The 26,913-nt window shown below is 72.2% G+C and carries 9 protein-coding genes; 4 read left to right on the forward strand and 5 right to left on the reverse strand.

Annotated features, from left to right (window positions below; translation table 11 throughout):
- Positions 1–3: 3 nt before the first annotated feature.
- From FZ029_RS33565 to FZ029_RS08775, 5 genes are all read right to left on the reverse strand, one after another.
- The gene (locus FZ029_RS33565; protein ID WP_149268907.1) at positions 4–1,095 is read right to left on the reverse strand and encodes a GNAT family N-acetyltransferase; all 1,092 of its coding nucleotides are present in this window, start codon (positions 1,093–1,095) and stop codon (positions 4–6) included.
- An 89-nt stretch (positions 1,096–1,184) separates the two neighbouring features.
- On the reverse strand, positions 1,185–2,834 hold the full coding sequence (locus FZ029_RS08760; protein WP_149268908.1) for a cyclic peptide export ABC transporter: 1,650 nt from the start codon (positions 2,832–2,834) through the stop codon (positions 1,185–1,187).
- Positions 2,831–6,061 carry a non-ribosomal peptide synthetase gene (locus tag FZ029_RS08765; RefSeq protein ID WP_149268909.1) on the reverse strand — a complete coding sequence of 1,077 codons (3,231 nt, stop codon included), beginning with the start codon at positions 6,059–6,061 and terminating at the stop codon, positions 2,831–2,833. Before FZ029_RS08765 ends, FZ029_RS08760 begins: the two co-directional genes overlap by 4 nt.
- A 12-nt stretch (positions 6,062–6,073) precedes the next feature.
- Entirely contained in the window at positions 6,074–7,522 is a 1,449-nt protein-coding gene (locus tag FZ029_RS08770) for a diaminobutyrate--2-oxoglutarate transaminase (protein WP_149268910.1), read from the reverse strand.
- A gap of 44 nt (positions 7,523–7,566) precedes the next feature.
- Positions 7,567–7,776 (reverse strand): MbtH family NRPS accessory protein, encoded by a 210-nt coding sequence (locus FZ029_RS08775; protein ID WP_149268911.1) that lies wholly within the window; start codon positions 7,774–7,776, stop codon positions 7,567–7,569.
- Between the two features lie 351 nt (positions 7,777–8,127).
- Here FZ029_RS08775 and FZ029_RS08780 point away from each other — a divergent pair, with 351 nt between their 5' ends.
- Genes FZ029_RS08780 through FZ029_RS08795 form a run of 4 tightly spaced genes read left to right on the forward strand, consistent with a single transcriptional unit; the run spans position 8,128 to position 26,881 of the window.
- Positions 8,128–9,159 (forward strand): TauD/TfdA family dioxygenase, encoded by a 1,032-nt coding sequence (locus FZ029_RS08780; RefSeq protein WP_149268912.1) that lies wholly within the window; start codon positions 8,128–8,130, stop codon positions 9,157–9,159.
- Positions 9,160–9,169: 10 nt separating this feature from the next.
- Positions 9,170–17,953 carry a non-ribosomal peptide synthetase gene (locus tag FZ029_RS08785; RefSeq protein WP_188051873.1) on the forward strand — a complete coding sequence of 2,928 codons (8,784 nt, stop codon included), beginning with the start codon at positions 9,170–9,172 and terminating at the stop codon, positions 17,951–17,953.
- The gene (locus FZ029_RS08790) at positions 17,953–20,904 is read left to right on the forward strand and encodes an amino acid adenylation domain-containing protein (protein ID WP_188051874.1); all 2,952 of its coding nucleotides are present in this window, start codon (positions 17,953–17,955) and stop codon (positions 20,902–20,904) included. The genes FZ029_RS08785 and FZ029_RS08790 overlap by 1 nt, the downstream gene beginning before the upstream one ends.
- A 37-nt stretch (positions 20,905–20,941) precedes the next feature.
- The gene (locus FZ029_RS08795) at positions 20,942–26,881 is read left to right on the forward strand and encodes a non-ribosomal peptide synthetase (RefSeq protein ID WP_149268915.1); all 5,940 of its coding nucleotides are present in this window, start codon (positions 20,942–20,944) and stop codon (positions 26,879–26,881) included.
- Positions 26,882–26,913 lie beyond the last annotated feature (32 nt).

The raw sequence follows: 26,913 nt of genomic DNA on the forward strand, positions 1-26,913 counted from the left end.
CGCTCAGCCCCCCTGCTTCGTCGTGGCCGGGTCGGCGCGCGGCACCCACAGACGGTCGGCGAAATAGCGTTCGCGCAGCAGCATGACCAGCATCGCCCGCTTGTGCGGGAAGTCGAACTCCTTGACCTTGGCGAAGCCGGATCGGTCGAGGTTGCGGATCTGCTGGTGATGATCCGCCCGCGGTTCGCCGACGATGCGCTGGGTGCGCGGGTCGTCCAGGAACATGAAATGCACCAGCGACGGCAGCCACGCGCTGACATAGGCCCGCCCGCGCACATGCTCCTCGCCGATCAGCACATGCCAGCCGCGGTCGTAATCCTGCGCATCGTAGAAGGCGCCGATCCGGTTCTCCTTGGCCCAATAGACTTCGAAATAGCCGAAGGGCGCGCCATCCAGGCTGGCGATCAGCGGCATGGTGTGGGGATCGGCGAGCTGAGCCTCCAGATAGGCGCGGTGCTTGGCCAGATCGCCCTCCTCCTGCCAGAAGAAGGCGACGCGCGGGTCGTTCTGCCAGCGATGGAAACGCTCCAGATCCATGCCGATGTCGGCGACCCGGAAGGACAGCGTCTGCTCCAGCCAGGGAATGTGGCGGGCGTAGAGCATGCCCTGCGGCTTGGGCGGCCGGCGCGGGTGGTAGCGGCCGTTCGAGACGATGTGCGCCTGGGGATATCCGCCGGAACCCGGCCCCAGAAGCCACAAGTCGGGCCGCTGGTACAGGGTCCCGGCTGTCGCCAGCTGGGTGCCGCCGGCATCCTCCACCACGACGCCGTCCAGGCGCAGCGCCTCGGCGATGCGGTCGGGAGCCGTCAGCCGCAGGGTCGCGGGATCGTCGGCGCGGATGAAGGCGGCGTCGAGCGCGGCGAATGCTGCCAGACGGCGGAACTCGTCGCCGTCCGCCGCCGGCACCGCATCCTCCACCAGGGTCAGTTCGGCCGCCGCGGCACTGCCGGACAGCCGCCAGCGCTGCCGCACCTCGCCGTCCAGCCGGACGGTCAGGTCGGCTCCGTCCCACAGGGTGCGGAGCGGGCGGCCGAGCGCGCGGCAGGGCACCGGAACACCGCCGGACGCGGTCAGGGTGTCGGAATCGGCGGTCATCGAAGGCGCCTCCTCATGTCCGGCCGCGCGACGCGCGGCGACAGGCGTTTGGGAAAGGGATGGGGGTTCGGCCGACGGCCGCCCGGTGATCATTGCGCCGCATGCGCCGGCTGGACCGGCACCTCGCTCCAGGGCGACAGCACCCCGGCATCGCAGCGCAGCACCCGGTCGGCGAGATGGAAGAAGCGGTCGTCGTGACTGACGGCGATGATGGTGCGGCCGCCGCGTTTGAGTTCCGGCAGCAGCTCCTCATAGAAGAAGCGGCGGAACAGCGGGTCCTGGTCGGCCGCCCATTCGTCGAGCAGCAGGATCGGCCGTTCCTCCACCACCGCGGCCAGCAGGGCGATGCGCTTGCGCTGTCCTTGCGACAGCCGGATGTCGGAGAGGCGGTCGCCGGCCAGCGCCACCTTGCGGTCCATCCGCAGCCGGCGCAGGAACGCCTGGGCAAGCTCCTCGTCCAGCCGCCCGTCGGGACCGACCAGCCGGTCGAACAGGTGGGGGGTGGAGAACACGGCGCTGATCTGCTCGCGATGCCAGCCGCGACGTTCCTCGGTCACCTCCAGCCCGCCCAGCCGGATGGTGCCGGCAGCCGGCCGGCGCAGGCCGGCCAGCAGGGTCAGCAGGGTCGACTTGCCGCCGCCGTTGCCGCCGACGATGAACAGCGTCTCCCCCACCTCGACCGTCAGTTCGACGGGGCCGAGGTGGAAACCGGGCTCGTCGCCCTGGGCGGGATGGTCGTAGACAACGCCGGACAGGCTGAGCAGCGGCCCCTTGGCGGGTAGCGCCACGCAGGCCGGCTCCGGGCGGTCGAAGTCCGGGCGGTGCGCTTCCAGGCGCAGCGCCTCGACCTTCGCCAGCGCCACCTTGCCGGACAGCAGGATGGGCAGCGTGCCGACCAGATCGTTCAGCGGCATGCGCAGGAACATCAGCACCAGCACGAAGCCGGCGGTGTGCGGTCGCGGCAGGCCCAGCGCCTCGCCGGCGGCGAAGATGCCGGCGATCAGGCCGAGGATGACCAGGGCGGTCCAGCTCAGGCTCAGCACCCAATAGCGGTCGGCGCGGGTCTCGGTGTCGCGGGCATGCTCCGCCGCCGCCGCCACGTCGTGGCGGTGGAACACGCGCTTGCGCACCGTGTTCAGCGCCAGCTCGTTGCGGCCCTCGATCGCGCCGCGATAGCCGGCCAGCAGGCGGTCGTCGGTTTCGCGCACCTCGACCATCAGCCGGCGCATCGCCGATACCCAGCCATAGGCCACCCCCACCCCCAGCCCGATCACCGCGGCGCTGAGCAGGAAGAGTTGCCAGGACAGCCAGGCGAGATAGAGGAAGCCGCCCAGCACCAGCACGCCGTTGCAGAAGACGAAGGGCAGCCGGTTGAAGGCCTGGCCGACCGTGGCAATGTCCTTGGTGAGGGTGGCGTAGAGCGCCGGGGCGCCGATGGTCTCCAGCCGTTCCACGTCGGTGTCGAGCAGCCGCTTCACCGTCGCCGTGCGCATCTCGCACACCACCCGGTGGCCGAGCGCCGTCAGGATCGCCTGCGCGCCGAAGCCGAAGCCGAACACCGCCGCCAGCAGCACGGCGATCAGCGCGAAGGTCGCGGCGTCGGGCGCAGCGCTGCCGGCGATCAACCGGTTGACCAGCGCGATCACCCACAGACCGGCCAACGCCCCGGCGGCGCCGAGACCCAGCGCCAGCGGCATGCGCCAGCGGAAGCGGCGCAAGAGGGAGAGCAGCAGGCTCATGGCGCACTGCCCGGTTCGGCCGTCCCTTCGTCGGCCAGCAGGCCGGCCATGAAGGCGAGGTCGTCCGCCTCGTCCCGGCTGCCGCAGGAGTCGATCACGGCGGCCATGGCGCGGACGGTCGGGGCACGGAACAGCTCGGCCAGCGGCAGGTCGAGCCCGAAGACGCCGCGGATGCGCGTCTGCAGCCGGACCAGCCGCAGCGAATGCCCGCCCAGCCGGAAGAAATCGTCGGCGACGCCGAGCCCCGGCCGTTCCAGCACCTCCTCCCACAGCGCGGCCAACCGTGCCTCGGTGTCGGTGGCCGGCGGCTCGAACCCGTCGGACGCGACCGGCGCGTCGGGCGGCGGCAGCGCCATGCGGTCGATCTTGCCGTTGGCGTTCAGTGGCAGCCGGTCCAGCACCACGCAGACCGACGGCAGCATGTAGGCGGGCAGGCGGGCGGCGAGATGGGCATGCAGGTCCGGCGGCTCCGTCCCGTCGGCCGTCACCAGATAGGCGCAGAGCAGCGCATCGCCGGCGGTCGGCATATGGGCGGCGACCACGGAGTGGCGCACCTGCGGATGGCTGTCGAGCGCCGCCTCCACCTCCGCCGCCTCGATGCGGAAGCCGCGAATCTTCATCTGATGGTCGCGGCGTCCCAAAAACTCGATGGCCCCGTCGGTGCGCCGCCGGGCGCGGTCGCCGGTGCGGTAGAGGCGGCTGCCGGAACCGGCGCCGGGTGCGCCGTCCTCGGGAAACGGGTTCGGCAGGAAGCAGCCCGCGGTCAGGCCCGGTTGCCCGCCATAGCCGCGTGCTAGCCCCAGGCCGCCGATCCACAGGTCGCCGGCGACGCCGCTTGGTACCGGCTCCAGCCGGCCGTCCAGGATGTGAAGGCGGTTGTTGGCGACGGCATGGCCGATGGGAACCGTGCCGTCGCCATCCCCGGCCCGCTCCACCGGCCAGGCGGCGGACCAGACGGTGGTTTCGGTCGGGCCGTAGACGTTCAGCAGCCGCAAGCCGCGCGTCAGCAGGCGACGGGCCAGCCCCACGCCCAGCGCCTCGCCGCCGCACACCGCGCGCAGGCCCGGCCACGACCGTTCGGTGGCGTCCAGCAGCATGCGCCATGTCGCCGGCGTCGCCTGCAGGACGGTGATGCCCTGGCTTTCGATCAGCCCGGCGAGGGCTTGCGGATCCTGGGCCTGCTCGCGCGTGGCGAGGATGACGCGGGCACCGGCGACCAGCGGCAGGAACAGCTCCAGCCCGGCGATGTCGAAGCCCAGCGTCGTCACCGCCAGCAGCCGGTCGTCGGCGACGAGGCCGATCTGCGCCTGCATGGCGTACAGGAAGCTGGCGAAGGCTTGCCGGTCGATCTGCACGCCCTTCGGCACGCCGGTCGATCCCGAGGTGTAGAGCGTGTAGGCGAGTTGGCGCGGATGCACCGGGCGGCCGAGATTCCCGTCCGCCAATTCCTCGTATCCGGCGGCGAATTCCGCCAGCGGCGCGTCGATCACCAGCACCGGCCGGGCATGGGCCAGGATGTGGGCATTGCGCGCCGCCGGCTGGTCGGGGTCGAGCGGCAGATAGGCGCCGCCCGCTTTCTGGATCGCCAGCAGCGCGACCGGCAGATCGACCCCGCGCGGCAGCGCCACCGCCACCAGACTGTCGGCACCGACCCCGCGGGAGGCGAGCCAGCGGGCGAGGCGGTTGGCCCGTGCGTTCAACGCGCGGTAGGTCAACGTGGTTTCGCCGCAGACCAGGGCGATGCAGTCCGGCAGGTCGGCGGCGGTGCGTTCCACCATCGCCACGAGGTCTTCCGCCGGATCCAGCGCCAGACCGGTGTCGTTCCAGCGCGTCAGCTCCTCCGCCCGCGCCGCCGGCGTCATCAGCGGCAGGTCGACCAGTTCAGCCTCCGGATCGGCCAGCATTCCGGCCAACAGGGCGCGGAAGCCGTCAGCCAGACGCGCTGCCGTCTCGGCATCGAACAGGTCGGTGGCATAGTCGATCGCGCAGACCGCCCCCGCCTCCCCCACCGCAACGTCAAGTGCCAGATCCAGCTTTGCCGTGGTCTCTGGCACCGGGAGCGCAGTCACGGTCAGGCCCGGCAGCCGCAAGGCAGCGGGGGCATCCATCCGCAGGTTCAGCAGGGTCTGGAACAGTGGCGTCCGGCTGCCGTCCCGCACCGGATCGAGCCGCTCCAGCAGGCGCTCGATGGGGGCGGCGCCATCGCTCAGCGCCGCCAGCGCCTCCGTACGCAGCAGCCGGCATAGGGCGCGGCCGGTCAGGCCAGGGGTCAGGCGGGCCCGGAAGACCTGGGTTTCGACGAAGAAGCCGACCAGCGGTTCCAGTTCCTCGTCGTTCCGTCCGGCGTCCGGCACGCCGACGGCGAAATCATCCTGCCCGGACCAGCGGCCGAGCAGGGCCTGCCACGCCGCCAGCAGCGGGATGAAGGGTGTGCAGGATTCCGCCCGCGCCAGAGCGCGCAACGCGGAAACCGTCTCATCCGCCAGGGCGAACTCGACCCGCGCCCCGGCGCTGCCGCGAACGCTCGGGCGCGGCCGGTCGGTGGGCAGTTCCAGGACCGGGATGCCGGTGCCGAGCCGCTCGACGGCCCGCTCGACCGCCCGCTCGATGCGCGCCTTCGCCGCCTCGCCGCGCTGTGCCCGCGCATGATCGGCGTATTGCAGGGCCAGCGGAGGCAGCAGAACCGCCGGGTCGGCCCCCGGATCGGCCAGGGCGGCGACATAGGCGGTCATCAGGTCGCGTGCCAGGATCGGGTTGGACGGGCCATCTGACAGGATGTGGTGCATCGCCAGCAGCAGCACCGCCCCTCCGCCGGCCAGCGGCAGCAGCGTCGCACGGATCGGCGGGCCGGCGGACAGGTCGAATGGCCGTTGCGTCTCCTCGCGGATGCGCTCCGCCAGCGCCGCCTCGTCGGGCTGGACGGCTTCGGGCTGGACGGCTTCGGGCTGGACGGCTTCCCGCGTCAATCGCAGGGACGGGCGGGGCAGCACGACCTGCTGCGGCGCCCCGTCCCGCTCCTCGAACCGCGTCCGCAGGATGGCGTGCCTCCAGGCCAGCGCCCCCAGCGCCCGCTCCAGGGCCGCGGCGTCCAGCGCCCCGTCCAGACGGAAGGCGCGCGTCAGGTTGTAGGCGGCGTCCGTCGGGTTCAAGCGGTGGAGCAACCACAAGCGCTCCTGCGCAAGCGACAGCGGCGCCAGCCAATCCGTGCGATTAATAGCTACTTGCATCTATTGGCCCGCCTATTCCGCCGCGAGGCTGGTGGAGGCCGCGCCCGCCGCCCGGTCGGCCAATGCGGCCCGCAGAGCGGTCCGGAAGCGGTCGGCGATTTCATCGATCTCGGCGGCGCTGACGATCAGCGGCGGCAGGAACCGCACCACCGCGCCATGGCGCCCGCCCAGTTCCAGGATCAAGCCCTGTTCCAGGCAACGGCGCTGAAGCGACCGGGCAAGCTCGCCATCGGCCGGCCGGGCGCCCAGCCGCAGGGGAGGCCGGCGCTCGTCCACGATCTCGACGCCGATCATCAGGCCCGGTCCCCGCACGTCGCCCAGGCAGGGATGGTCGGCCTGGATCGCCCGCAGATGGCCGGTCAGCCGCGCGCCCATGGCGGCGGCATGCTCGTCCAGGCGGTCGGCGCGGATTCGGTGCAGGGTCGCCGACCCCGCCGCCATCGCCAACTGGTTGCCGCGGAAGGTGCCGGCGTGAGCCCCCGGCGCCCAGCAGTCGAGACCGGCGTTGTAGACCACCACCGACAGCGGCAGGCTGCCGCCGATCGCCTTGGACAGCACCAGGATGTCGGGCTCGATCCCGGCATGTTCGAAGGCGAACAGCCGGCCGGTGCGGCCCAGCCCGGTCTGCACCTCGTCAATGACCAGCGGGACGCCATGGGCACGGGTCAGCCGCCGAAGCCCCTGCAGCCAGCGCACCGGCGCCGGCACCACGCCGCCTTCGCCCTGCACCACCTCAACCACCACGGCCGCGGGCGTCACGACGCCCGATTCCGGATCGCTCAGCAGCTGCTCGATCATCGACAGGCCGGCATCCACCCCGGCCTCGCCGCCAAGCCCGAAGGGGCAGCGGTAGTCGTAGGGATAGGGCAGCATGTGGGCGTCGCCGGTCCCGCCGCCCAGCGGCCGCTTCGGCCCCAGATTGCCCATGATCGCCAGCGTGCCATGGGTCATTCCATGGTAGCCGCCGGAGAAGCCGACGATGGTGCGCCGCCCGGTGGCGGTGCGGGCCAGCTTCATCGCCGCCTCGATCCCGTCCGCGCCGGTGGGGCCGCAGAACTGGATTCGGGCATCGCGGGCGAAGGCCGGCGGCAGGGCCGCGAACAGATCCTCGACGAACCGGTCCTTGACCGGAGTGGTCAGGTCCAGCGTGTGCAGCGGCAACCCGCTGTCCAGCGTCGCGCGGAGCGCCGCAACGATGTCAGGGTGGTTGTGCCCCAGCGCCAGCGTTCCGGCGCCGGCGAGGCAGTCGATGAACAGCTGACCCGCGCTGTCGCGCAGATAGATGCCACGGCCTTCGGTCAGCACCAGCGGAATGCGCCGCGGATAGGAACGCGCGTTCGATTCGCGCGCCTCCTGTCGGCGAAGCATCGGATCGTCGCCGAGGCGGATCGCCGGCTGGGAACGGAAACCGTCCAGGCCCAATGGCGCTGCGATGGTTGGCACCGTGATGGTCGCGGTCATGGGCACATCTCCCTCGTCGGGAAAACGGGATCGGGCACGGCCGGTCAGGCCGCATCGCCCAGGGCGCGGCGCAGGCTGAGCGGACGCATGTCGGTCCACACCCGCTCGATGTGGGCGAGGCAGTCCTCCTTGGGCCCGCCGACGCCGACCGTGCGCCAACCGGCGGGAACCGGCTTGTGGTCGGGCCAGATCGAGTACTGCTCCTCGTCATTCACCACGACGTGAAATCGCGTGTCCGGGCTGTCCCAGCTCATGCCGAAGCTCCTTCAGGTCAGGGTGCGGAAGAGATGATCGTGTTCGGGGAATGCGCGTTCGGAAGATCGCGTCATGTCTTCTTGCATAATGCGAATGATTCTCGTTTGCAAGTCGATTTGCAGTGCGCTAACGTTCGTCCCGGCTGCAGGGTCCGGCGGGATTACCCGCAGGATATGTGTTGTTTATCCGATCCCTGCGCCGAAGCCGTTCCACGCACGGCTCAAAACCAGCTGCGATTGCTGCCCCACCTGCCGGCAGGAGCAACGCTCTGTCCCACTATGAGAACGATTCTCACTCGCAGTAAAGACGTTTCTGTCGACCTGCCCGCAATTGGACGGACCGATCACCCCATGGACCAGCGCATTTTCGATCCGAGCCCGGCCGCAAGCCCCGAAACGCTGGCCGTGCACCCGCTGCTTCCCGGCGCCGACCTGCCGCTGCTGGTGACGCCGAAGGACGGCGCGCTGGACGACGGTGGATGGCGGAAATTGCTGCCGGACATCCACGCGGTGGTGCGCGACCGGCTGCCCGTTGCCGGCGGATTGCTGTTCCGCGGCTTCGGGCTGCATGGCGACGCCCCCTTCCGCGCCTTTGCCGAGAGCTTCGGACGGCCGCTGCTCGACTATGATTTCGGCTCCACCCCGCGCTCCGCGGTGGACAAGGGCGTCTACACCTCCACCGAATATCCGGCCCACCAGTCGATCCCGCTGCACAACGAGCAGGCCTATACCCTGCAGTGGCCGCAGACGATCTGGTTCCACTGCGTGACCGCCGCCGCCACCGGCGGGGCGACGCCGATCGCCGACAGCCGGCTGGTCGCCCGGCGCATCGATCCGGCGATCCGCGCCCGCTTCGCCGCCAAGCGCCTGATGTATGTGCGCAATTACGGGAACGGGCTCGACCTTCCCTGGCAGCGCGCCTTCAACACCGACGATCCGGCGGAGGTCGAGCGTTTCTGCCGCGCCAACGCCATCGCCTGGGAGTGGACCGAGGACGGCGAACTGCGCACCCGCCAAGTCTGTCAGGCGGTGGCCCGGCATCCCGTGACCGGCGAGGAGGTCTGGTTCAATCAGGCCCACCTGTTCCACGTCTCCAACCTGCCGCCCGCGGTGCGCGACAGCCTGCTGGCGGTGGTGGAGGACGAGTCCGAGCTTCCCCGACATGTCTTCTACGGCGACGGCACGCCGATCGAGGACGAGTCGCTGGACCATATCCGCGCCGTCCTGGACGACTGCACCCGCAGTTTTCCCTGGCAGGAAGGGGACGTGATGATGCTCGACAACATGCTGGCGGCCCATGGGCGGGAGCCCTTCACCGGCAAGCGCAAGGTCGTGGTCGCCATGGCCGACCCGGTGCGCTCCCCCGACCTTCCCGCCGCCTGAGGATCCGGCCATGGACAGCATCGCGACCGCACCCGCCCCAACCTCCGCTGCCATTGCCGCCGGCGAGGAACAGCGCGCCCTGTGGACAGCCTGGCATCTGGCGCCGGAGGATCCGGCCTACAACATGACCTATGCGGTGGAGCTTGCGCCCGGCATCGACCCGCAACGGCTGGCCGCCGCCTTCGCCCAGGTCATCGCCGGGCACGAGGCGCTGTCCAGCCACTACCGCGAGGATGCCGATGGCCGCCTCGTCATGGAACGGCAGCCCGGATTCACTGCCGATGTCGCCGTCCACACCACCGTGGCAATGACCGATACCGACCGCCTGCGCTGGCTCGAGCACGAGGCCGACCTGCCGTTGCCGCTCGACCGTGCCGTCGCCTGCCGCGTGCGGCTGCTGGCCGAGCCGGGCGGGCTGGTGCACCTGCTGGTCGTCCTGCACCACATCGCCGGCGATTACCTGTCCTTCGAGATCCTCTGCGAACAGGCCTTCACCGCTTACGAGGAACCGCCGGTCGCGGGTTCAGCGACCGGCAGCCGCTACTTCGACTGGCTGGAACGGCAGCGAGCGCTGCAATCGGGACCCGAGTTCGCGCGGCTGGAGGCCTTCTGGCGCAAGCTCGTGACGGACGCGGCACCGCCGCCGGAGCTTCCGGCCGACCGCATCGACCGACCGGGCCCGCCGAATGAGACCGACCTTCGGCTCGATGCCGCCATGACGGCGCGCGTGCGCGCGGCGGCCGACCGGGCCGGCGTCGGTGTCTTCCCACTGCTGACCGCCGTCTTCCAGATTTTCCTGCATCGCTGGAGCGGCCAGGAGCGCTTCATGGTCGGAACGCCGGTGTCCGGACGGCAGGGCGCCGCCGACCGCGCGATGATCGGCTACACCTTGAACGCCCTGCCCTGGCCCGCCGACCTGTCCGGCAACCCCACCGTCGCCGACCTCGCGCGCACCGCACAACGGACGCTGATGGCACTGCTGCGTCACCGCCGCCTGCCGCTCGCCCGCATCACCGCGCTGGCCGGCGGCAACGGGCCGCTGTTCCGCCACATGACCACCTATGTCCCGGTGGGCGAGCGCGCCGCCATCAACCGCGCCGTCCGGCGGGAGCTGTTCGCCCAGCAGCGCGGCGCCGCCAACGAGCTGAACCTGCGCTGGGTCGACGACGGCGAGCGGCTGACCGGCCAATGGCGCGCAGACCCGGCGGTGTTCGCGCCGGAGACCTCGGCCCGTATGCGGCGCGGCTTCCTTGCCCTGCTCGACCGCGCGATCACCGATCCCGATGTTCCGGTCGCCACGCTGGAGGCGACCGCGGACGACGCCGACCGTTCGCTACGCCGGGGACCCGCCGCCGGCACGCCGACCCCCGCCCTTGCGCTGTTCGAGGCCGCCGTCGCCCGTCATCCCGGCCGCGCTGCCGTGGAGGACGGCGACCGGACCCTGACCTACGCCGACCTCGACGCCGCGGCCGGCCGGCTGGCGCGGCGGCTGGCTGCCGCCGGGGTACGGCCGGGCGACCACGTCGGACTGTGGCTGCCGCGCGGCGCGGCGTTGGCCGTCGGCATGATCGCGGCCTGGAAGGCGGGAGCGGCCTATCTCTGTCTGGATCCGGCGCTGCCCGACGCGCGCCTCGCCTTCCTGGCGACGGACAGCGGCGCGCGCGCCGTCGTCGGCCACGGCGCGGCACCCGGCTGGCTTGGCGGAGCGGCGTGGCTGGAGTTCGACGGCCGGTCGGATGATTCCGCACCCGGCGCCATCCCGGCCAGCCCCGACCTGCCGGCCTACCTGATCTACACCTCCGGCTCGACCGGCACGCCCAAGGGGGTGGTGGTCACCCAGGGCAACCTCGCCCAGTATGCCCAAGGCGTGCTTGCGGCGATGGATTTGCCGGAGGAGGCCACGCTTGCCACGCTGGCGTCGGTGACCGCCGACCTCGGCTACACCGCTTGGTTCGGGGCATTGCTCGGCGGACGCACTTTGCGGGTGATCCCGCCGGCGCTCGCCGACGACCCCGACGCGCTGGCCCGCCATTTCGCCGGCCGGCCGGTCGACGCGTTGAAGATCGTGCCCTCGCATCTCGCCGCGCTGATGGCGGTGGCCGATCCGGCCCGGCTGCTGCCGCGCCGCTGCCTCGTCCTCGGCGGCGAGGCGCTGGAGGGCGGCTTCGTCGCCCGGCTCCGGGCGCTCGCCCCCGGCTGCCGGGTGCTGAACCATTATGGACCGACCGAGACCACCGTCGGCTGCCTGACCGCCCCCGCCCCTCGAGACCCGAGCATTCCGGTTCCCATCGGCGCCCCGCTGGCCGGCGTTCATGCCGCGGTGCTCGACCGCCACGGCGACCCGGTGCCGCTTGGCGTCGTCGGCGAACTCGCCATCGGCGGCTGCGGTGTCGCCGCCGGCTATCTCGGCCGGCCGGCCCTGACCGCCGAGCGATTCGTGCCCGATCCGTGGCGCAGCGGCGGCCGGCTGTACCGCACCGGCGACCGCGTGCGCCTCACCGCCGCCGGCCTCCTGGAATTCCTTGGCCGCGCCGACGATCAGGTGAAGATCCGGGGCTTCCGCGTCGAACTGGGCGAGGTCGAATCCTGGCTGCGCCGCCAGCCCGGCGTGGTGGAGGCGGCCGTCCTCGCCCGTCCGGCGACCTCTGGCGGCGGGTCCGGCTTGCGCCTGGCGGCCTTCGTCGCCCCGGCGACGCTCGACGCCGACGCCCTGCGAACCGCCATGGCCGCCGCCCTGCCGGACGCGATGGTGCCGTCGGCGCTGCATGCCCTGCCGGCGCTGCCCCGCCTGCCGAACGGCAAGATCGACCGCAAGTCACTGCCGGACGACGAAGCCGCCGCCCCGACCGCCCCCTCTGCCGGCCGGCCCCTGACGGATGCCGAGCAGACGCTCGCCGCCATCTGGGCGGAGGTGCTGGGACGCCCGTCGGTCGGGGTCGAGGAGGACTTCTTCTCCATCGGCGGCGATTCGATCCTGGCGCTTCAGGTCATCGCCAAGGCGCGGCCGAAGGGCCTTGCCCTGAAGCCGAAGCTGTTCTTCCAGAAGCGCACCATTGGCGCCATTGCCGCCGCCATCACCGCCGCCGCCCCACGGCCGCAGGCGCCGGCCGAGAGCAAGCCCGCCCCGGTGGAGCGCGCTCCCTTCGCCCTCAGCGGCCTCGACGCCAAGGCGGTGGCGGCGCTGCACGCCGAGCGTCCTGGACTGGAGGACGCCTATCCGCTGTCGTCGCTGCAGCAGGGACTGCTGTTCCACGGCCTGATCGACCCGGCCGGCGGCGCCTACGTCAACCAGCTGGTGATCGAGGCGGAAGGCCCCTTCGACGCCGACGCCTTCACCGCCGCCTGGCAGGACGCCGTCGCCGCCAACCCCATCCTGCGGACCGCCTTCCGCTGGGACGGGGTGGACCGTCCCCTGCAGCTGGTGGAGCGCACGGCCACGCTTTCCGTCGCCCGCCGCGACTGGAGCGACTTGTCCGACGACGGTCGCGAAGCGGCCCTTGCCGCCCTCCTGGCAGAGGACCGGGCGCGCGGCTTCGCGCTGGACCGGGCTCCGCTGATGCGGCTTGCGCTGATCCGCTGCGGCAGTGGGCGCTGGTGGCTGCTGTGGAGCCGCCATCATCTGGTGGTCGACGGCTGGTGTTCGATCCTGCTGGTGGACGAGGTGCTGGAACGCTACCGCGCCCGTCTGGCGGACGAGTCCCCGGCCCTGCCCGCCCGCCGTCCGTTCCGCGACCACATCGCCTGGGTCCTGCGCCAGGACGACCGCAGCGCCGCCGGCTTCTGGCGGACCTTCCTGGCCGGCGTGGAGGGCGCTACTCCGCTGCCGATGCTGTCCCCGGCGCCCGAATCAGGCAGCGTGGTTCCGCTCAGCCAGTCCCACCTGCTGGACGAAGCGGAAACCGCCCGTCTGGCCGCCGCGGCCCGCGGGCTGGGCGTCACTCTGAACACGCTGGTGCAAGGCGCCTGGGGCCTCGTTCTGGCCGCCCGGTCGGGACGCAACGACGTGCTGTTCGGCGTCACGTCCTCCGGCCGGCCGGCCGAACTGGACGGGGCGGAGCACATGCTGGGCGTCTTCATCAACACGCTGCCCTTGCGGGTGCGCGTACCCGGCCAGCGCCGCCTCGGCGATTACCTGCGCGGCATCCAGGCCGACAATGCCGCGATGCGCGAGCATGAGCACAGCGCCCTTGCCGACATCCAGGCCCAGGCCGGCGTCGGGCCGCTGTTCGACACGCTGCTGGTCTTCCAGAATCTGCCGATGCTGGAGGGACGGCGGCGCCGCGTCGGTGCGCTCGACCTGCGCCAGCGCGACAATGTGGAGCACACGCACTACGCCCTGACGGTGGAGGTGTTCCCCGGTGACCGGCTCGCGGTCGCCATTGACGCCGATGGCCGCCGGATCGACGCCGCCACCCTCGCCCGGATCGCCGACGGCTTCCGCGCCGCCCTGCTGTCGTTGACCCGTGGTGCCGGAACCGCGTTGGCGGCGCTGCCGCGGATGGGCGAGGCCGAGGCGCAAACCTTGCGCGGCTGGAGCGCCGGCCCGGCCTCCCCCCGCCTGTCGCCGGACTGGGTGGAGCGGGTCGCCGCCCGCGCCGAGGCCCATCCGGACCGCATCGCCGCCCGGTGCGAGGGCTCCAGCCTGACCTATGGCGAGCTTTGGCAGCGTTCGGAACGGCTGGCCCGCGGCCTCGATGCGGCGGGACTTCGCCCCGATGAACTGGTGGCCCTGCTCGCCCCCCGTGGCCTCGAGCTGCTGTGCCTGATGGTGGCGGTGCTGCGGGCCGGGGGCGCGTGGCTGCCGCTCGACCCCGCCCATCCGCCGGCCCGCTGGGCCCAGGTGATGGAGCAGGCCGGCCATCCGCTGCTGATCCGTGACGAGGCGGTTCCCTGCGGCCTGCCCGCCCTCACCATCGCCGATCTGCTGGCCCGCGCCGGGGACGGCCGCCTGCCGGCGGCGCCGCCCCGCGGCGACCAGCGCGCCTATGTGCTGTTCACCTCCGGCTCCACCGGAACGCCTAAGGGAGCGATGGTCACCCGCGACGGCATGCTGAACAACATGCTGGCGAAGGTCGATCCGCTGCAACTCGGCGAACAGGACGTCATTGCCCAGACCGCCCCCTCCTGCTTCGACATCTCTGTCTGGCAGACCCTGACCGCTCCCCTCCTGGGCGCGGTGGTGGAGATCATCCCGGACGGCGTGGTGCGCGACCCCGACGCCCTGCTCGACCGGTTGGCGCAGGCGGGTGTCACCCTGTTCGAGCCGGTGCCGTCGCTGATGCGCACCCTGGCAGAGACGCGCGATGCCGGCGGGCGCCCACGGCCGCTGCCGGCGCTGCGCTGGGTCCTGCCGACGGGAGAGGCGCTGTCCGCCGCCGATGCCGGGGCGTGGTTCGACGCCTATCCCGCCATCCCGTTGATGAACGCCTACGGCCCGGCCGAGTGCGCCGACGACGTCGCCTTCCATCCGCTGCACGCGGCACCGGCCCCCGGCACCACCATCCCCATCGGCCGTCCGACCGCCGGTGCGGAGCTGCGCATCGTCGACGGCGACCTCGCCGCGGTCCCGATGGGAACCGTCGGCGAGATCGCCATCGGCGGCATCGGGGTCGGCCGCGGCTATCTGGGCGACCCGCGCCGGACCGCCTTGTCCTTCATCCCCGACCCGGACGCCGCACCGGGCGCCCGGCTCTACCGCACCGGCGATCTCGGCCGCTGGTCGGCTCAGGGCGTCATCGAATGGGCCGGGCGCGGCGACTTCCAGATGAAGCTGCGCGGCTTCCGCATCGAGGCCGGCGAGGTCGAGGCCACGCTGGAACGCCATCCGGCCGTCCGCCGTGCGGTCGTCCAGGTCCGCGCCGACCATCTGACCGCATGGTGGGAACCCGCAGAGCCCCACGCCGCAGAACCCCACGCGGAGGTTCTTGCCGAGACCCTCGCCGCCCATGCCGCCGAAACGCTGCCGTCCTATATGGTGCCGACCCGCTGGGTCCGGATGACCGCCTGGCCGCGCAACGCCAACGGCAAGCTCGACCGCAAGGCGTTGCCCGATGCCGAAACCGCATCGTCCGCCACGGCGGACGAGCCACCGGCCACCGAAACCGAACGCCGGCTCGCGCAGCTCTGGCAGGAGTTGATGCCGGGAAGCGCCGTCGGCCGCAACGCCGACTTCTTCGCCCTCGGCGGCCATTCCCTGCTCGCCGCCCGCCTGATCGCCCGCCTGCGCCGGGACGGCTGGCCCGGACTGCCCCTGCGCACGGTGTTCGAGGCTTCGGAACTCCGCGCCCTCGCCGCCCGGCTCGACGCCTTGGCCGGCGCGGGAGACGACGATACCCCGCCGCTGCGTCCGGTGGAACGGCGGGAGGCGATGCCGCTGTCCCCTGCCCAGCAACGCTTGTGGCTGGTCGACCGGCTGTCTGGCGGCGGCACCGCCTATCTGATGGCGGCCCGACTGGACCTTTCCGGCGATCTCGACGCCGCGGCGCTGGAAACGGCCCTCAACGCCGTCGTCGCCCGCCACGAGATCCTGCGCACCGCCTATCCGGAGCGCGACGAGGAGCCTGCCGCCATCGCCGCCCCCGCCCTGTCGATACCGCTGCCGCTGGAGGATCTGTCCGGGCTGCCGCCGGAGGAGCGGGAGTCCTGCGCCCGGGCGCGGGAGGAGGAGCACGCGCGCACCCCCTTTGACCTCGCGGCCGGCCCGCTGCTGCGCGCCCGTCTCCTGCGGATGGACGCCGACACCCATCGGCTGCTGTTCGCCATGCACCACATGATCGCCGACGGCTGGTCGGTCGGCGTGCTGTGCCGCGACCTCGCCGCCGCTTACCGCGCGGCACGGGCCGGAGAGGCTCCCGACTGGCCGCCGCTGCCGGTCCAATATGCGGATTACGCGGTCTGGCAACGCACCCTGTTGTCGGGCGAGCGGCTGGCGCGCGAGATCGCCTTCTGGCGCGACGGCCTTGCCGGGGCGCCGACCGTGCTTGCCCTGCCGACCGACCGGCCGCGCCCGGCCATCGCCTCCACGCGCGGCGACTCCCTGCGCCTGCGCCTGGATGCGGGCCTGCTGGCCCGGGTGGAGGATTGGGCGCGCCGTCGCGGCGCCACGCCCTTCATGGCCCTGCTCGCCGCCTTCAATGCCATGCTGCATCGGGAAACCGGCGCCAACGACCTGCTGGTCGGCACCGACACCGCCGGCCGGCCGGATCGCGCCCTGGAGGGTCTGATCGGCTTCTTCGTCAATGTCGTGCCGCTGCGCTCCCGCCTGGAGCCGGGGGTCAGCTTCGACGCGCTGCTCGACCGCACCCGGCAGACGGCCCTCGACGCCTTCGATCATGACGCCCTGCCCTTCGACCGCATCGTCGAGGCGGTCGGGGTGCCGCGCGACCGCGGGCGCAATCCGCTGGTCCAGGTCCTGTTCGTGCTGCAGAACGTGCCCGGCGGGCCGCTGGAGCTGCCGGACCTCGTCATCGCCGAAGCCCCGCCCGCCGAACGCCAGTCGAAGTTCGACATGGCCCTGTTCCTGGAGCCGGTAGGCGGCGGCAGCGGCGACGGCCCCGGCGGCCCGGCCCTGGCCGCCGACTGGGTGTTCGCCAGTTCCCTGTTCGATCCCACGACCGTGCGCCGGTTCCACGACGCCTGGGTCGCGCTGCTGGAACGCGCGGTCGCCGACCCGTCCCAGCCCGTCCTTCCCCCCTTCCCCGCCCCTTCTGCCGGTCAGGAGTTCCCACCCATGGACCAGACCCGGCGCGCCAGCGCCAAGCTCTCCCGTCTCGGCGGGCCGGCGGCCCCCTGCCGTCCGGCCCGGTTGCAAGCCGCCGATCCCATCCGCCGCTCGTTCCTGACGCCGGGCTCGGACTTTCCGATCATGCTGGAGCCGGCAACGCCCGACCTCGACCCGGTCGCCTGGGCTGAGGGCAACCGCGGGCTGATCGACGATCTGCTGCTGCGCCACGGTGCCATCCTGTTCCGCGGCTTCGCCCTGCCCGATCCGCAAGCCTTCGAATGCTTCGCCGAGGCGATGGAGCCGACCGGGCTGTTCGGTTCCTACGGCGACCTGCCGAAGAAGGAGGGCGGGCGCAACACCTACCGTTCCACGCCGTATCCTGAGCGGCAGATGATCCTCTACCACAACGAAAGCAGCCATCTGGACCGCTGGCCGCGCAAGCAGTGGTTCTTCGCCGAGCAGGTTGCGCCCGTCGGCGGCTGCACCCCCATCGTCGACTGCCGCCGGATGCTGACGCTCCTGCCGGCCGATCTGGTGACGATGCTGGAGACGCGCGGGCTGCTCTATGTCCGCACCTTCACGCCGCGTCTCGACGTCGATTGGCGCGATTTTTTCAAGACCGACGACCGCGCGGCGGTGGAAGCCCACTGTGCCGCCGGCGGGATCGACCTGCGCTGGCTCGACCCCGACACGCCGCAGACCCGGACCCGCAGCCCGGCGGTGATCCGCCATCCGCTGAGCGGCGAGCGCAGCTTCTTCAACCAGATGCAGCTCCACCACCCCGCCTGCCTGGAACCGGAGGTGCGGGCCGACCTGCTGGAGATGGCCGGTATCGAGCGTTTCCCCCGCAACGTCCTGTTCGGCGACGGCGAGACGATCCCGGACGAGACCATGGCCCTGATCGGCGAAGCGTATGAGGCCTGTGCGGTGCGTTTCCAATGGCTGCGCGGCGATGTGGTGATGGTGGACAACATGCTGACCGCCCACGCCCGCGATCCGTTCGAGGGGCCGCGCCGCATCGTGGTGGCCATGGGCGCCATCGTCGAACGCCGGGCCGTGGAGGTGCTGTGATGGACGAGTCGACCGCCCTGACGCCGCGCCAGCGCGACATCCTCGACGCCATCGCCAACGGCGCTCCCGACGGTTCGCCGCTGGAGCTGGTCATCGACCTGGACGGCCCGCTCGATCCCGACCGGATGCGCCAAGCGGTGGAGGAGGCTGCCGCGACCTTCGACGCGCTGCGCACGGCTCTGCTGCCGGTGCCGGGCTTCCGGACCCCGCGGCAGGTCGTCGGCGCCGAGCCTCTCGTCGCATGGACGGAGACCGATAGCGAGACGGCCATGCCGCTGGACCCCGCCGCCGGCCGGGTCTTCCGCGCGCAGCTGTCGCGGCACGGGGCCGAAAGTGCCACCCTGACGCTGGCCGTCTCACCACTGGTCTGCGACCGCGGTGGACTGACCCGGCTCGTCGCCGCCATCGCCGACCTTTATGCCGGCAGGACGCCCGCCGCCGGGATCGGCCTTGCCCGCTTCGCCGCATGGCGGGAGGAGCTGGACGCATCGGAGGATGCGGCGCACGGACGCGCCTATTGGGCCGGCCTGGGGCTGGAAGCCCTGACCGACCCGCGGCTCCCCGGCCCGGCCCCGGTCATGCCGGGGGCTGGCACCGCCACCCGCAGCATCCCGCCGCAGACCGCCGCCGGGCTCGGCAGCCTCGGGCAGCCGGTCGATGCCGTGCTGCAGGCCGCATGGTGGATGCTGATCGCGCGAATCACCGGCGAGGACGCGTTCCGCGGCCTGTGGATCAACGACCCGCGCCGCGACTACGACATGCTCGCCGACGGCATCGGCGCCTTCGAAGACACGCTGCCGCTGGCCCTGAGCCTGTCCGGCGACGAAACCATCGACAGGCTGCTCGCCCGTGTCACGTCGATGATGGACGCTCACCGCGACGCGCAGGAACAGCGACCGGACGGCGTCCTGTCGCCCGGTGCGGCGGCCTTCGCCCTGACGGACCCCCGGGAAACCATCGACAACGGGGGCCTGCGTTGGAAGCCGCGCGGCTGGCCGGCGCCGCGACCGGCCGGCGCCCTCACCCTGGAGGTGACGATGGCCGGCGGACAGCCGGTGGGCGTCACCCTGCACGCCGATCCCGCCCGCTTCAGCGTCGCCGCCATCGAGGCGCTGGCCGACCAATATCTCGCCGCCCTGGCTTCCCTTCCCGGCCATCGCGCCGGCCGCGTCGCCGACCTGCCGCTGCTGGCGGAGCGCGACCGCCGCTGCCACGCGGCTCTCGCCGGCCACGAACCCGCCGCCGCGCCGACCATCCCCGCCCTGCTGTCGGGCCTCGCCACCAGCCATCCCGACGCCCCGGCGCTGCAGGACGGCACACGCCGGTGGACCTATTGCGAACTCGACCAACTGGTCGGGTGTCTGGCCCGCCATCTGCACCGCGACGGGGTCGAACCTGGGCGGCGTGTGGTGCTGGCCCTGCCCCGCTCCGCCGAACTGGTCATCGCTCTGCATGCGGTGATGCGGGCCGGTGGCGCTTATGTGCCGGTCGATCCGGACTGGCCGGAAGCGCGGCGGACCGCGGTGATCGCGGCGGCCGACCCCTGCCGGGTGCTGGATGCCGCCGATTTGGCCGCCCTCCTGGCACAGCCGGCGCCCGACGCCGCATTGCCCATCGTCACCGCGCAGGATGCCGCCTACGTGCTGTTCACCTCCGGCTCCACCGGCACGCCGAAGGGCGTGGTGATCGAGCATGGACAGCTCGCATCCTATGTGGCGGCGTCCGGTGCGGCGCTCGACCTCGCCGCCTGCCGCCGCTTCGCCCTGACCTCGACCGTCGCCGCCGATCTCGGCAACACCTCGCTGTTCGGGGTGCTGGCCGCCGGCGGCTGCCTCGTGGTGGCCGACGAGGCGACGATGACCGACGGCGCCGCCTTCGCCCGCTTCATCGCCGACGAGGCAATCGATTGCGTGAAGATCGTGCCGTCCCATCTGGCGGCCCTGATCGACACGCCGGCTCCGGTGCTTCCCGGCACGCTCATTCTCGGCGGGGAGCCTACCGCCCGGCCGCTGCTGCAGGCCATCCGCGCCGCGGCCCCCCGCTGCCGCGTCTTCAACCATTACGGCCCGACCGAGACCACCGTCGGCGTGATGGTCCATGCGCTGCCGCCGGAAAGCCCGCTGCCGGACCAACTGCCGCTCGACCGCATGCTGGCGGGAAGCCGGGTGCTGCTGCTCGACCCGGCGGGACGGCCGGTGCCGATCGGCGCCGTCGGCGAACTCGTCATCGGCGGTGCCCAGGTCGCCCGCGGCTATCTCGGCCGCCCGGACGATCCCGCCTTCCGCGCCGATCCGGAACGCGACGGAGGGCGGCTGTACCGCACCGGCGACCTTGCCCGGCTGCTGCCGGACGGTGGCCTCCAGCTGGTCGGCCGCGCGGACGATCAGGTCAAGATCCGCGGCTTCCGCGTCGAACCGGCCGAGATCGTGGCCGCGATCCTCGCCCTGCCCGGCGTCGCCCAGGCGGCGGTGAAGGTCTGGGGCGAAGGGCGGCTGGTCGGCTATGCCGTTCCGTCCGCCGGGGCCGCCCTCGACCCGGCCGCGCTGCGGGAGGAGCTGCGGCGCCGGCTGCCCGACGCCATGGTCCCGGCGGAGCTGCTGCCGCTCGACCGCCTGCCGCGGCTCGGCAACGGCAAGATCGACCGGGCCGCCCTGCCGGAGACGGCGCGCTCCACCGCCGAAGCGGACGAGGCGGCGGCACCGCTGGAAACGCTCATCGCCGGGCTGTTCGCCGGCCTGCTGGAACGCGACCGGGTCGGCTTGGCCGAGAACCTGTTCGACCTTGGCGGCCATTCGCTGCTGGTGATCAAGCTGGTGTCGCGCCTGCGCAAGCGGCTGGGCGTGGAGGTGCCGCCGGGCATCGTCTTCGACCACCCGACCCCCGCCGGTCTCGCCCGTGCGCTCCGCGCGGAAGAGACCGAGCCGGGACAACTCGACCGGGCCGCTGCCTGACAGCTCCCCCCTTTCACGATACGGACGGTTCCGGTACATGGCCGACACGCTCGCCCCCACCCTGCACGACATCGCGCTGGGCTTCGCCCGCCTGCCGACGGAACGGCGGCGCGCCTTCCTCGACGCGCTGCGGGCACGCGGCATCGCCTTTTCCCGGCTGCCGGTGCCCCGCCGCGGCGATCCGACCGCACCGGCGCCGGCCTCCCCCGCGCAACGCCGTCTGTGGACCTTGCATCGGCTCGATCCTTCCTCGGCCGCCTACCACATGCCGGGGGTGTTCCGGCTGCGCGGCGCGCTCGATGCGGCGGCGCTGGAGGCCGCGCTGAACGCCGTCGCCGAGCGGCACGACATCCTGCGCACCGTCTACCGGGAAGACGGCGACGGCCGGCTGTGGACGGTCACGCGGCCACCCCGGCCGTTCCGTTTGGGTCGGTACGACCTGTCCGACCGTCCGGCCGACGCGCAAAGCCTCGCGGAACAGCTTGCCGCCGCACCCTTCGATTTGGAGCGGGCGGAACCCTGGCGCGCCGACCTGCTGCGGATCGCGCCCGACGACCATTGGCTGGTGGTCACGCTGCACCATATCGCCGCCGACGGCGCCAGCATCGGGCTGCTGATGGCCGACGTGGCGGCAGCTTACCGCGCGACCCGCCAAGGCCGCCTCCCCGATCTTCCCGATCTTCCCGGCCTGCCGGTCCAGTATGCCGACATCGCCGCATGGCAGGCGGCGTGGCTCGACGCCGGCGAGGCGGACCGCCAATCCACCTTCTGGCGTGACACCCTGTCCGGCGCACCGGCCCGTCTGGGCCTGCCCGGCAGCGAGAATGGCAACGGCAGTGAAGGCGGCGATGAAGGCGGCGAACAGACCGCCGTCCTTTCGCCTGAGCTTTCCGACCGGCTGAAGGGGCTGGCCGCCGGCGAAGGCTGCACGCCCTTCGTGTTGCTGCTGGCCGCCTATGCCCTGCTGCTGAGCCGGATGAGCGGACAGGACGACCTGATCGTCGGCATCCCTGTCGCCGGCCGCCGGCAACCGGAGGCGGAGCGGCCGATCGGCTGCTTCGTCAACACCCTGCCGTTGCGCCTGCGCCTCGCACCGTCCCGATCCTTCCGCGATTGGCTGCGCGAGGTCGCCCGGCTGGTGGCCGACGCCCAGGACAACCAGGATCTTCCCCTCGACGCCATCCTCGAAGCCGGCCGGCCGGAGCAGGGCGCAAGCCCGGCGGTTCAGGTCATGTTCGACCACCGCCCGGATCCAACGACCTTCGATGGACTCGATGGGCTGGAGGTGGAGCCGCTGGAGCTGCCGGTCCGCACCGCCAAATTCGACCTCGCCCTCGCGGGCAGCGGGCGGCCCGACGGCTCGATCCTCGTCCGCCTTGCCCATCGCGGCCCAGCCGGTCCCGCGGCGCGCATCCTGCGGCGCTGGCAGCGCCTGCTGGTCCAGGTCGCCGCCGATCCCGACCGTCCGCTGCGCGCCCTCGACCCGCGCAGCGAGGAGGAGATCCACGCGGTATCCTGCTGGTCGCGCGACCCTGGCTGGTCCGGAGCGACGCCCGATCCGGTGCCGGTCCTGCTCGCCCGCCTCGCCGCCGAACGGCCGGACGCCCCCGCCATCCTGTTCGGCGACGGCGTGCTGAGCCGGGGCGAGCTGGACCGCCATGCCAACCGTCTCGCCCACCGTCTGATCGCGCTGGGCGCCGGGCCGGAGCGGCGCATCGGCATCTGCCTGCCCCGCTCGCCCGAACTGATCGTCGCCTTCCTGGCGGTGCTGAAGTCCGGCGCCGCCTTCGTGCCGCTCGACCCCGCCCACCCAGCCGACCGGCAGCATGCCATCCGCGACGCCGCCGGCCTGTCGCTGCTGATCGCCGCCACCCCGCTGGACGGCGTTACGACACTCACCCCGCAGGACGCCGCCGACGAACCCGATCACGCCCCCGACGTGGCGATCCACCCGCGCAGCCTCGCCTATGTCATTCACACCTCCGGCTCCACCGGAACACCGAAAGGCGTGGCGGTGGAGCACGGCCCGCTCGCCATGCACTGCATCGCCACCGCCGCCGTCTACGACATGGGACCGGACAGCCGGGAGCTGCATTTCCTGTCCTTCACCTTCGACGGCGCGCACGAGCGCTGGATGACCGCCCTGGCGGCCGGCGGCGCCATCCTGCTGCGCGACGACAGCCTGTGGACCGCCGAGCAGACCTATGACGCCATCCGCCGCCATCGCCTGACCCATGCCGGCTTCCCACCCAAATACCTGCAGCAGCTGGCATCCTGGGCCGAGCAGCAGGGCGGCGAGCCACCGCCCGTCCAGCTCTATTCCTTCGGCGGGGAGGCGATGCCGCGCGCCGGGCTGGAGCGGCTGTTCCGCAGCCTGCGGCCCCGCCACGCCATCAACGGCTATGGCCCGACCGAGACGGTGGTGACGCCGCTGGTGTGGAAGGGCGACGGCAGCTGCCTCCCCGATTCCCCCTATGTGCCGATCGGCCGCCCGGTCGGCGACCGCAGCGCCCACATCCTCGACGACGACCTGAACCCGCTGCCGGTCGGCGTCACCGGCGAGCTGTGGATCGGCGGCGGCGGGCTTGCCCGCGGCTATCTCGATCGTCCGGCGGCGACGGCCGAGCGCTTCGTCCCCGACCCGTTCGGCGGTCCCGGTGCCCGCCTCTACCGCACCGGTGATCTTGCCCGCTGGCGCGAGGATGGAACCGTCGAGTTCCTCGGCCGGCGTGACCATCAGGTCAAGCTGCGCGGTTTCCGCATCGAGCTGGGCGAGATCGAGGCCCATCTCGCCGCCGAACCCGGTGTGCGCGAGGCGGTGGTGATCGCCCAGGAGACCGGCGGCGTCACCCGGCTCGTCGGCTATCTGGTGCCGGCCGCCGGCCATCGCCCCGATCCGGCGGCGGTGGCCACAGCGCTGGCCGGGCGCCTGCCCGCCCATATGGTGCCGGCGCGGCTGATGGTGCTGGACGCGATCCCGGTCACGCCGACCGGCAAGCTCGACCGCGCCGCCCTGCCGGCGCCGCGTTGGGAAACGGACGTGCAGGCCGCCCCCTCGACCCCGGTGGAGGAACTGCTGTCCCAGCTGTGGCGGGACGCGCTGAACGTCGAAAACGTCGGCGTCACCGACAATTTCTTCGAGATCGGCGGCGATTCCATCATCGCCCTGCAGATCGTCGCCCGCGCCCGCGCCGCCGGCCTGCGCATCACGCCCAAGCAGTTGCTGGAACGCCAGACCATCGCGGCCCTGGCCGTGGTGGCGGAGGAAGCGGCGCCGACCGTGGCCGTCGCCGAACCTCCCGCCGGCCCCTCGCCGCTGGCGCCGATCCAGTGCTGGTTCTTCGACCAGCCGATCCCCAACCGCAACCGCTGGAACCAGTCGGTCCTGCTCGCCGCGACGACGCCGGTGGACCCCGGACGGCTGGCGGCGGCGCTCGCCATGGTCGCAGGCCGGCATGCCGCCTTGCGCCTGCGCTTCACCCGGCAGCCGGATGGCGGCTGGACGCAGACCCATGCCGACGGGCCGGCCGCCATCCCGCTGGAGGAGGCGACGGCCGCCGACGATGCCGCCGTCACGCGGCTGTGCGACGAACTGCAAGGCGCCCTCGACCTCGCGCAGGGGCCGCTGTTGCGGGCGCTGCTGATCCGCAAGGCCGATGGTGGGCAGCGGCTGTTTCTGGTCGCCCATCATCTGGTGGTGGACGGCGTTTCCTGGCGCATCCTGCTGGAGGAACTGGCGGCGGCCTTGCAGGGTCCCTGCCTGCTGGACCGGCTGCCCGCCGCCGGCACGCCCTTCACCCTGTGGACGCGGCGGCTGGCCGACGCGGTTCCCGACTTCCTCGACCAATTGGACCATTGGCGCGCCGCGCTGGACACGCCGCCCCTGCCGACCATCGGCGAGCTTTCACTCAATACGCGGCGCCATGCCGTCACCCACAGCCTGCGGCTTGACGGAAAAGCGACCCGCCGGCTGCTGACCGAGGCGTCGGCCGCCTACCGCACCCGCATCGACACCCTTCTTCTCACCGCCGTCGCCCTTGCGGCCACCCGCCGCTTCGGACGCGACGCCCTGACCGTCCATGTCGAAGGGCACGGGCGCGACGCACTTTTCCCGGACATCGACATCGGCCGGACCGTCGGCTGGTTCACCAGCGTCTATCCCGTCCGTCTCGCACCGCCCGCCTCCTGCGACGGCGCCATCCGCCACGTCAAGGAGGTGCTGCGCGCGGTGCCCGATGGCGGCATCGGCTTCAACCTGCTGCGCCATCTGGGACCGCCGGAGGCCCGCGCCGCCCTGTCCGGCACGCCGACGGCCATCTCCTTCAATTATCTGGGCCGATTCGATGCCGCGGACGACGCTCCCTGGCGCCCGGCCCCGGAGGAATGCGGCGCCGGCACCGATCCCGATGCGCCGCTGGGCGCCATGATCTCCATCGACGGGCAGGTGATGGCGGGCGAACTGGTCCTGCATGCCCGTGCCAGCCGCGCCCTCTTCCCCGATGGGACGATCGACGGTCTGATGGACGATGTCCGGGCCACATTGGCGGAGTTGGCCGCCCACTGTGCCGGCGTCGAGGCGGGTCAGGCGACCCCATCCGATTTCCCGCTCGTCCGGCTGAGCCAGGCGCAGATCGATGCCCTGCCGGTGCCCGCCCCCGCCATCGCCGACATCCTGCCGCTGACTCCCATGCAGGCGGCGATGCTGCAACACGGCCTCGCCAACCCGCGGTCCCGGGCCTACACCGTCCAAGTCTGGGCAGTCATTGACGGGCTGGACGTCGATCGGTTGGCGGCGGTGTGGCGCACGGTGATCGCCCGTCACGACGTGCTGCGCGGCGCTTTGGTGCGCGACGGCGTCGACGAGCCGGTCATGGTCGTGCGCAAGACCGCGGAGATGCCCTTCACCCTTCTGGATTGGCAGGACGAACCCGATCCAGATGCATCCTGGCAGGACCTGTGCGACGACGAGTACCACCGTGGCTTCGACTTCGCCGAGGCGCCGCTGATGCGGGTCGTGCTGGCGCGCACCGGCCCTTCCACCCACCGCTTCCTGTGGACCTGGCACCATGCGCTGCTCGACGGCTGGAGCATGTCGCGCCTGCTGGGCGAGATCCTGCGGCTTTACGACGGGGAAACGGTGCCCCCGCCGGCAGCGCGGGTCCGCGATCTGGTCGCCTGGACCCAGGAGCGCAGCCGGGTGCAGGATCGCGCCGCCGCGCAAGCGCACTGGCGGTCCTGTCTTGCCGCCCTGCCGGCGCCCACCCGCCTGACCGCCATCCTGCCGCCCCCCGACGAACCGGGACCCGACGGGGCCGAGGAGCGCATCATCGACGAGGCGGCGGTGCGGCAACTCCAGCGCTTCGCCAGCGCCCGGAAGGTGACGCTGAACACGCTGATCCAGGCCGGCTGGCTGCGGCTTCTGGCCCGGCTGTGCGGACAGGACACGGTCGCCTTCGGTGCCGTCATGTCCGGCCGGTCCGTCGAGATGCCGGGGATCGACCAAGTGACCGGCCTGCTGGTGGGCGTCCTGCCGCTGGTCCACGAGGTGGTCGAAGCCGGCACCCACGAAGACGACCGGGAAGACGATTGGCTTCGCGGGCTGCTGGCCGCCAACATCGCCGCGCGACAGTACGAGCATGCGCCGCCGCCTGCCCTTCAATGCTGGACCGACCCGGCCTCCGCTCCCTTCGACAGCATCATGATCTTCGAGAATTATCCGGTCGACGACGCCCTGCGGCAGAGCGAACGAGCAACCCTGTCCTTCCGCGAGGTCGGCAACCGCGGTCGGATGAGCTATCCGCTGACCCTGGTGGTGGTTCCGCGCGACACGCTGGTCCTGCGGCTGGAATATGCCGGCGCCCTGTTCCACCCACGCGATGCGGCGGCATTGGTCGACGGGTTGGTCCGCGAGGTGGGGATTTTGGGTCAGTGCCAGCCTGCCGCTCCACCACTTGCGGAATGCCTTGGAACGCGCTAAGTAATACTCAGCATCGCACTGGTATTACCGAG

Origin of the sequence: Azospirillum sp. Sh1 (assembly GCF_008365135.1) — a bacterium.
In the GTDB taxonomy this organism is placed as follows: Bacteria; Pseudomonadota; Alphaproteobacteria; order Azospirillales; family Azospirillaceae; genus Azospirillum; species Azospirillum oryzae.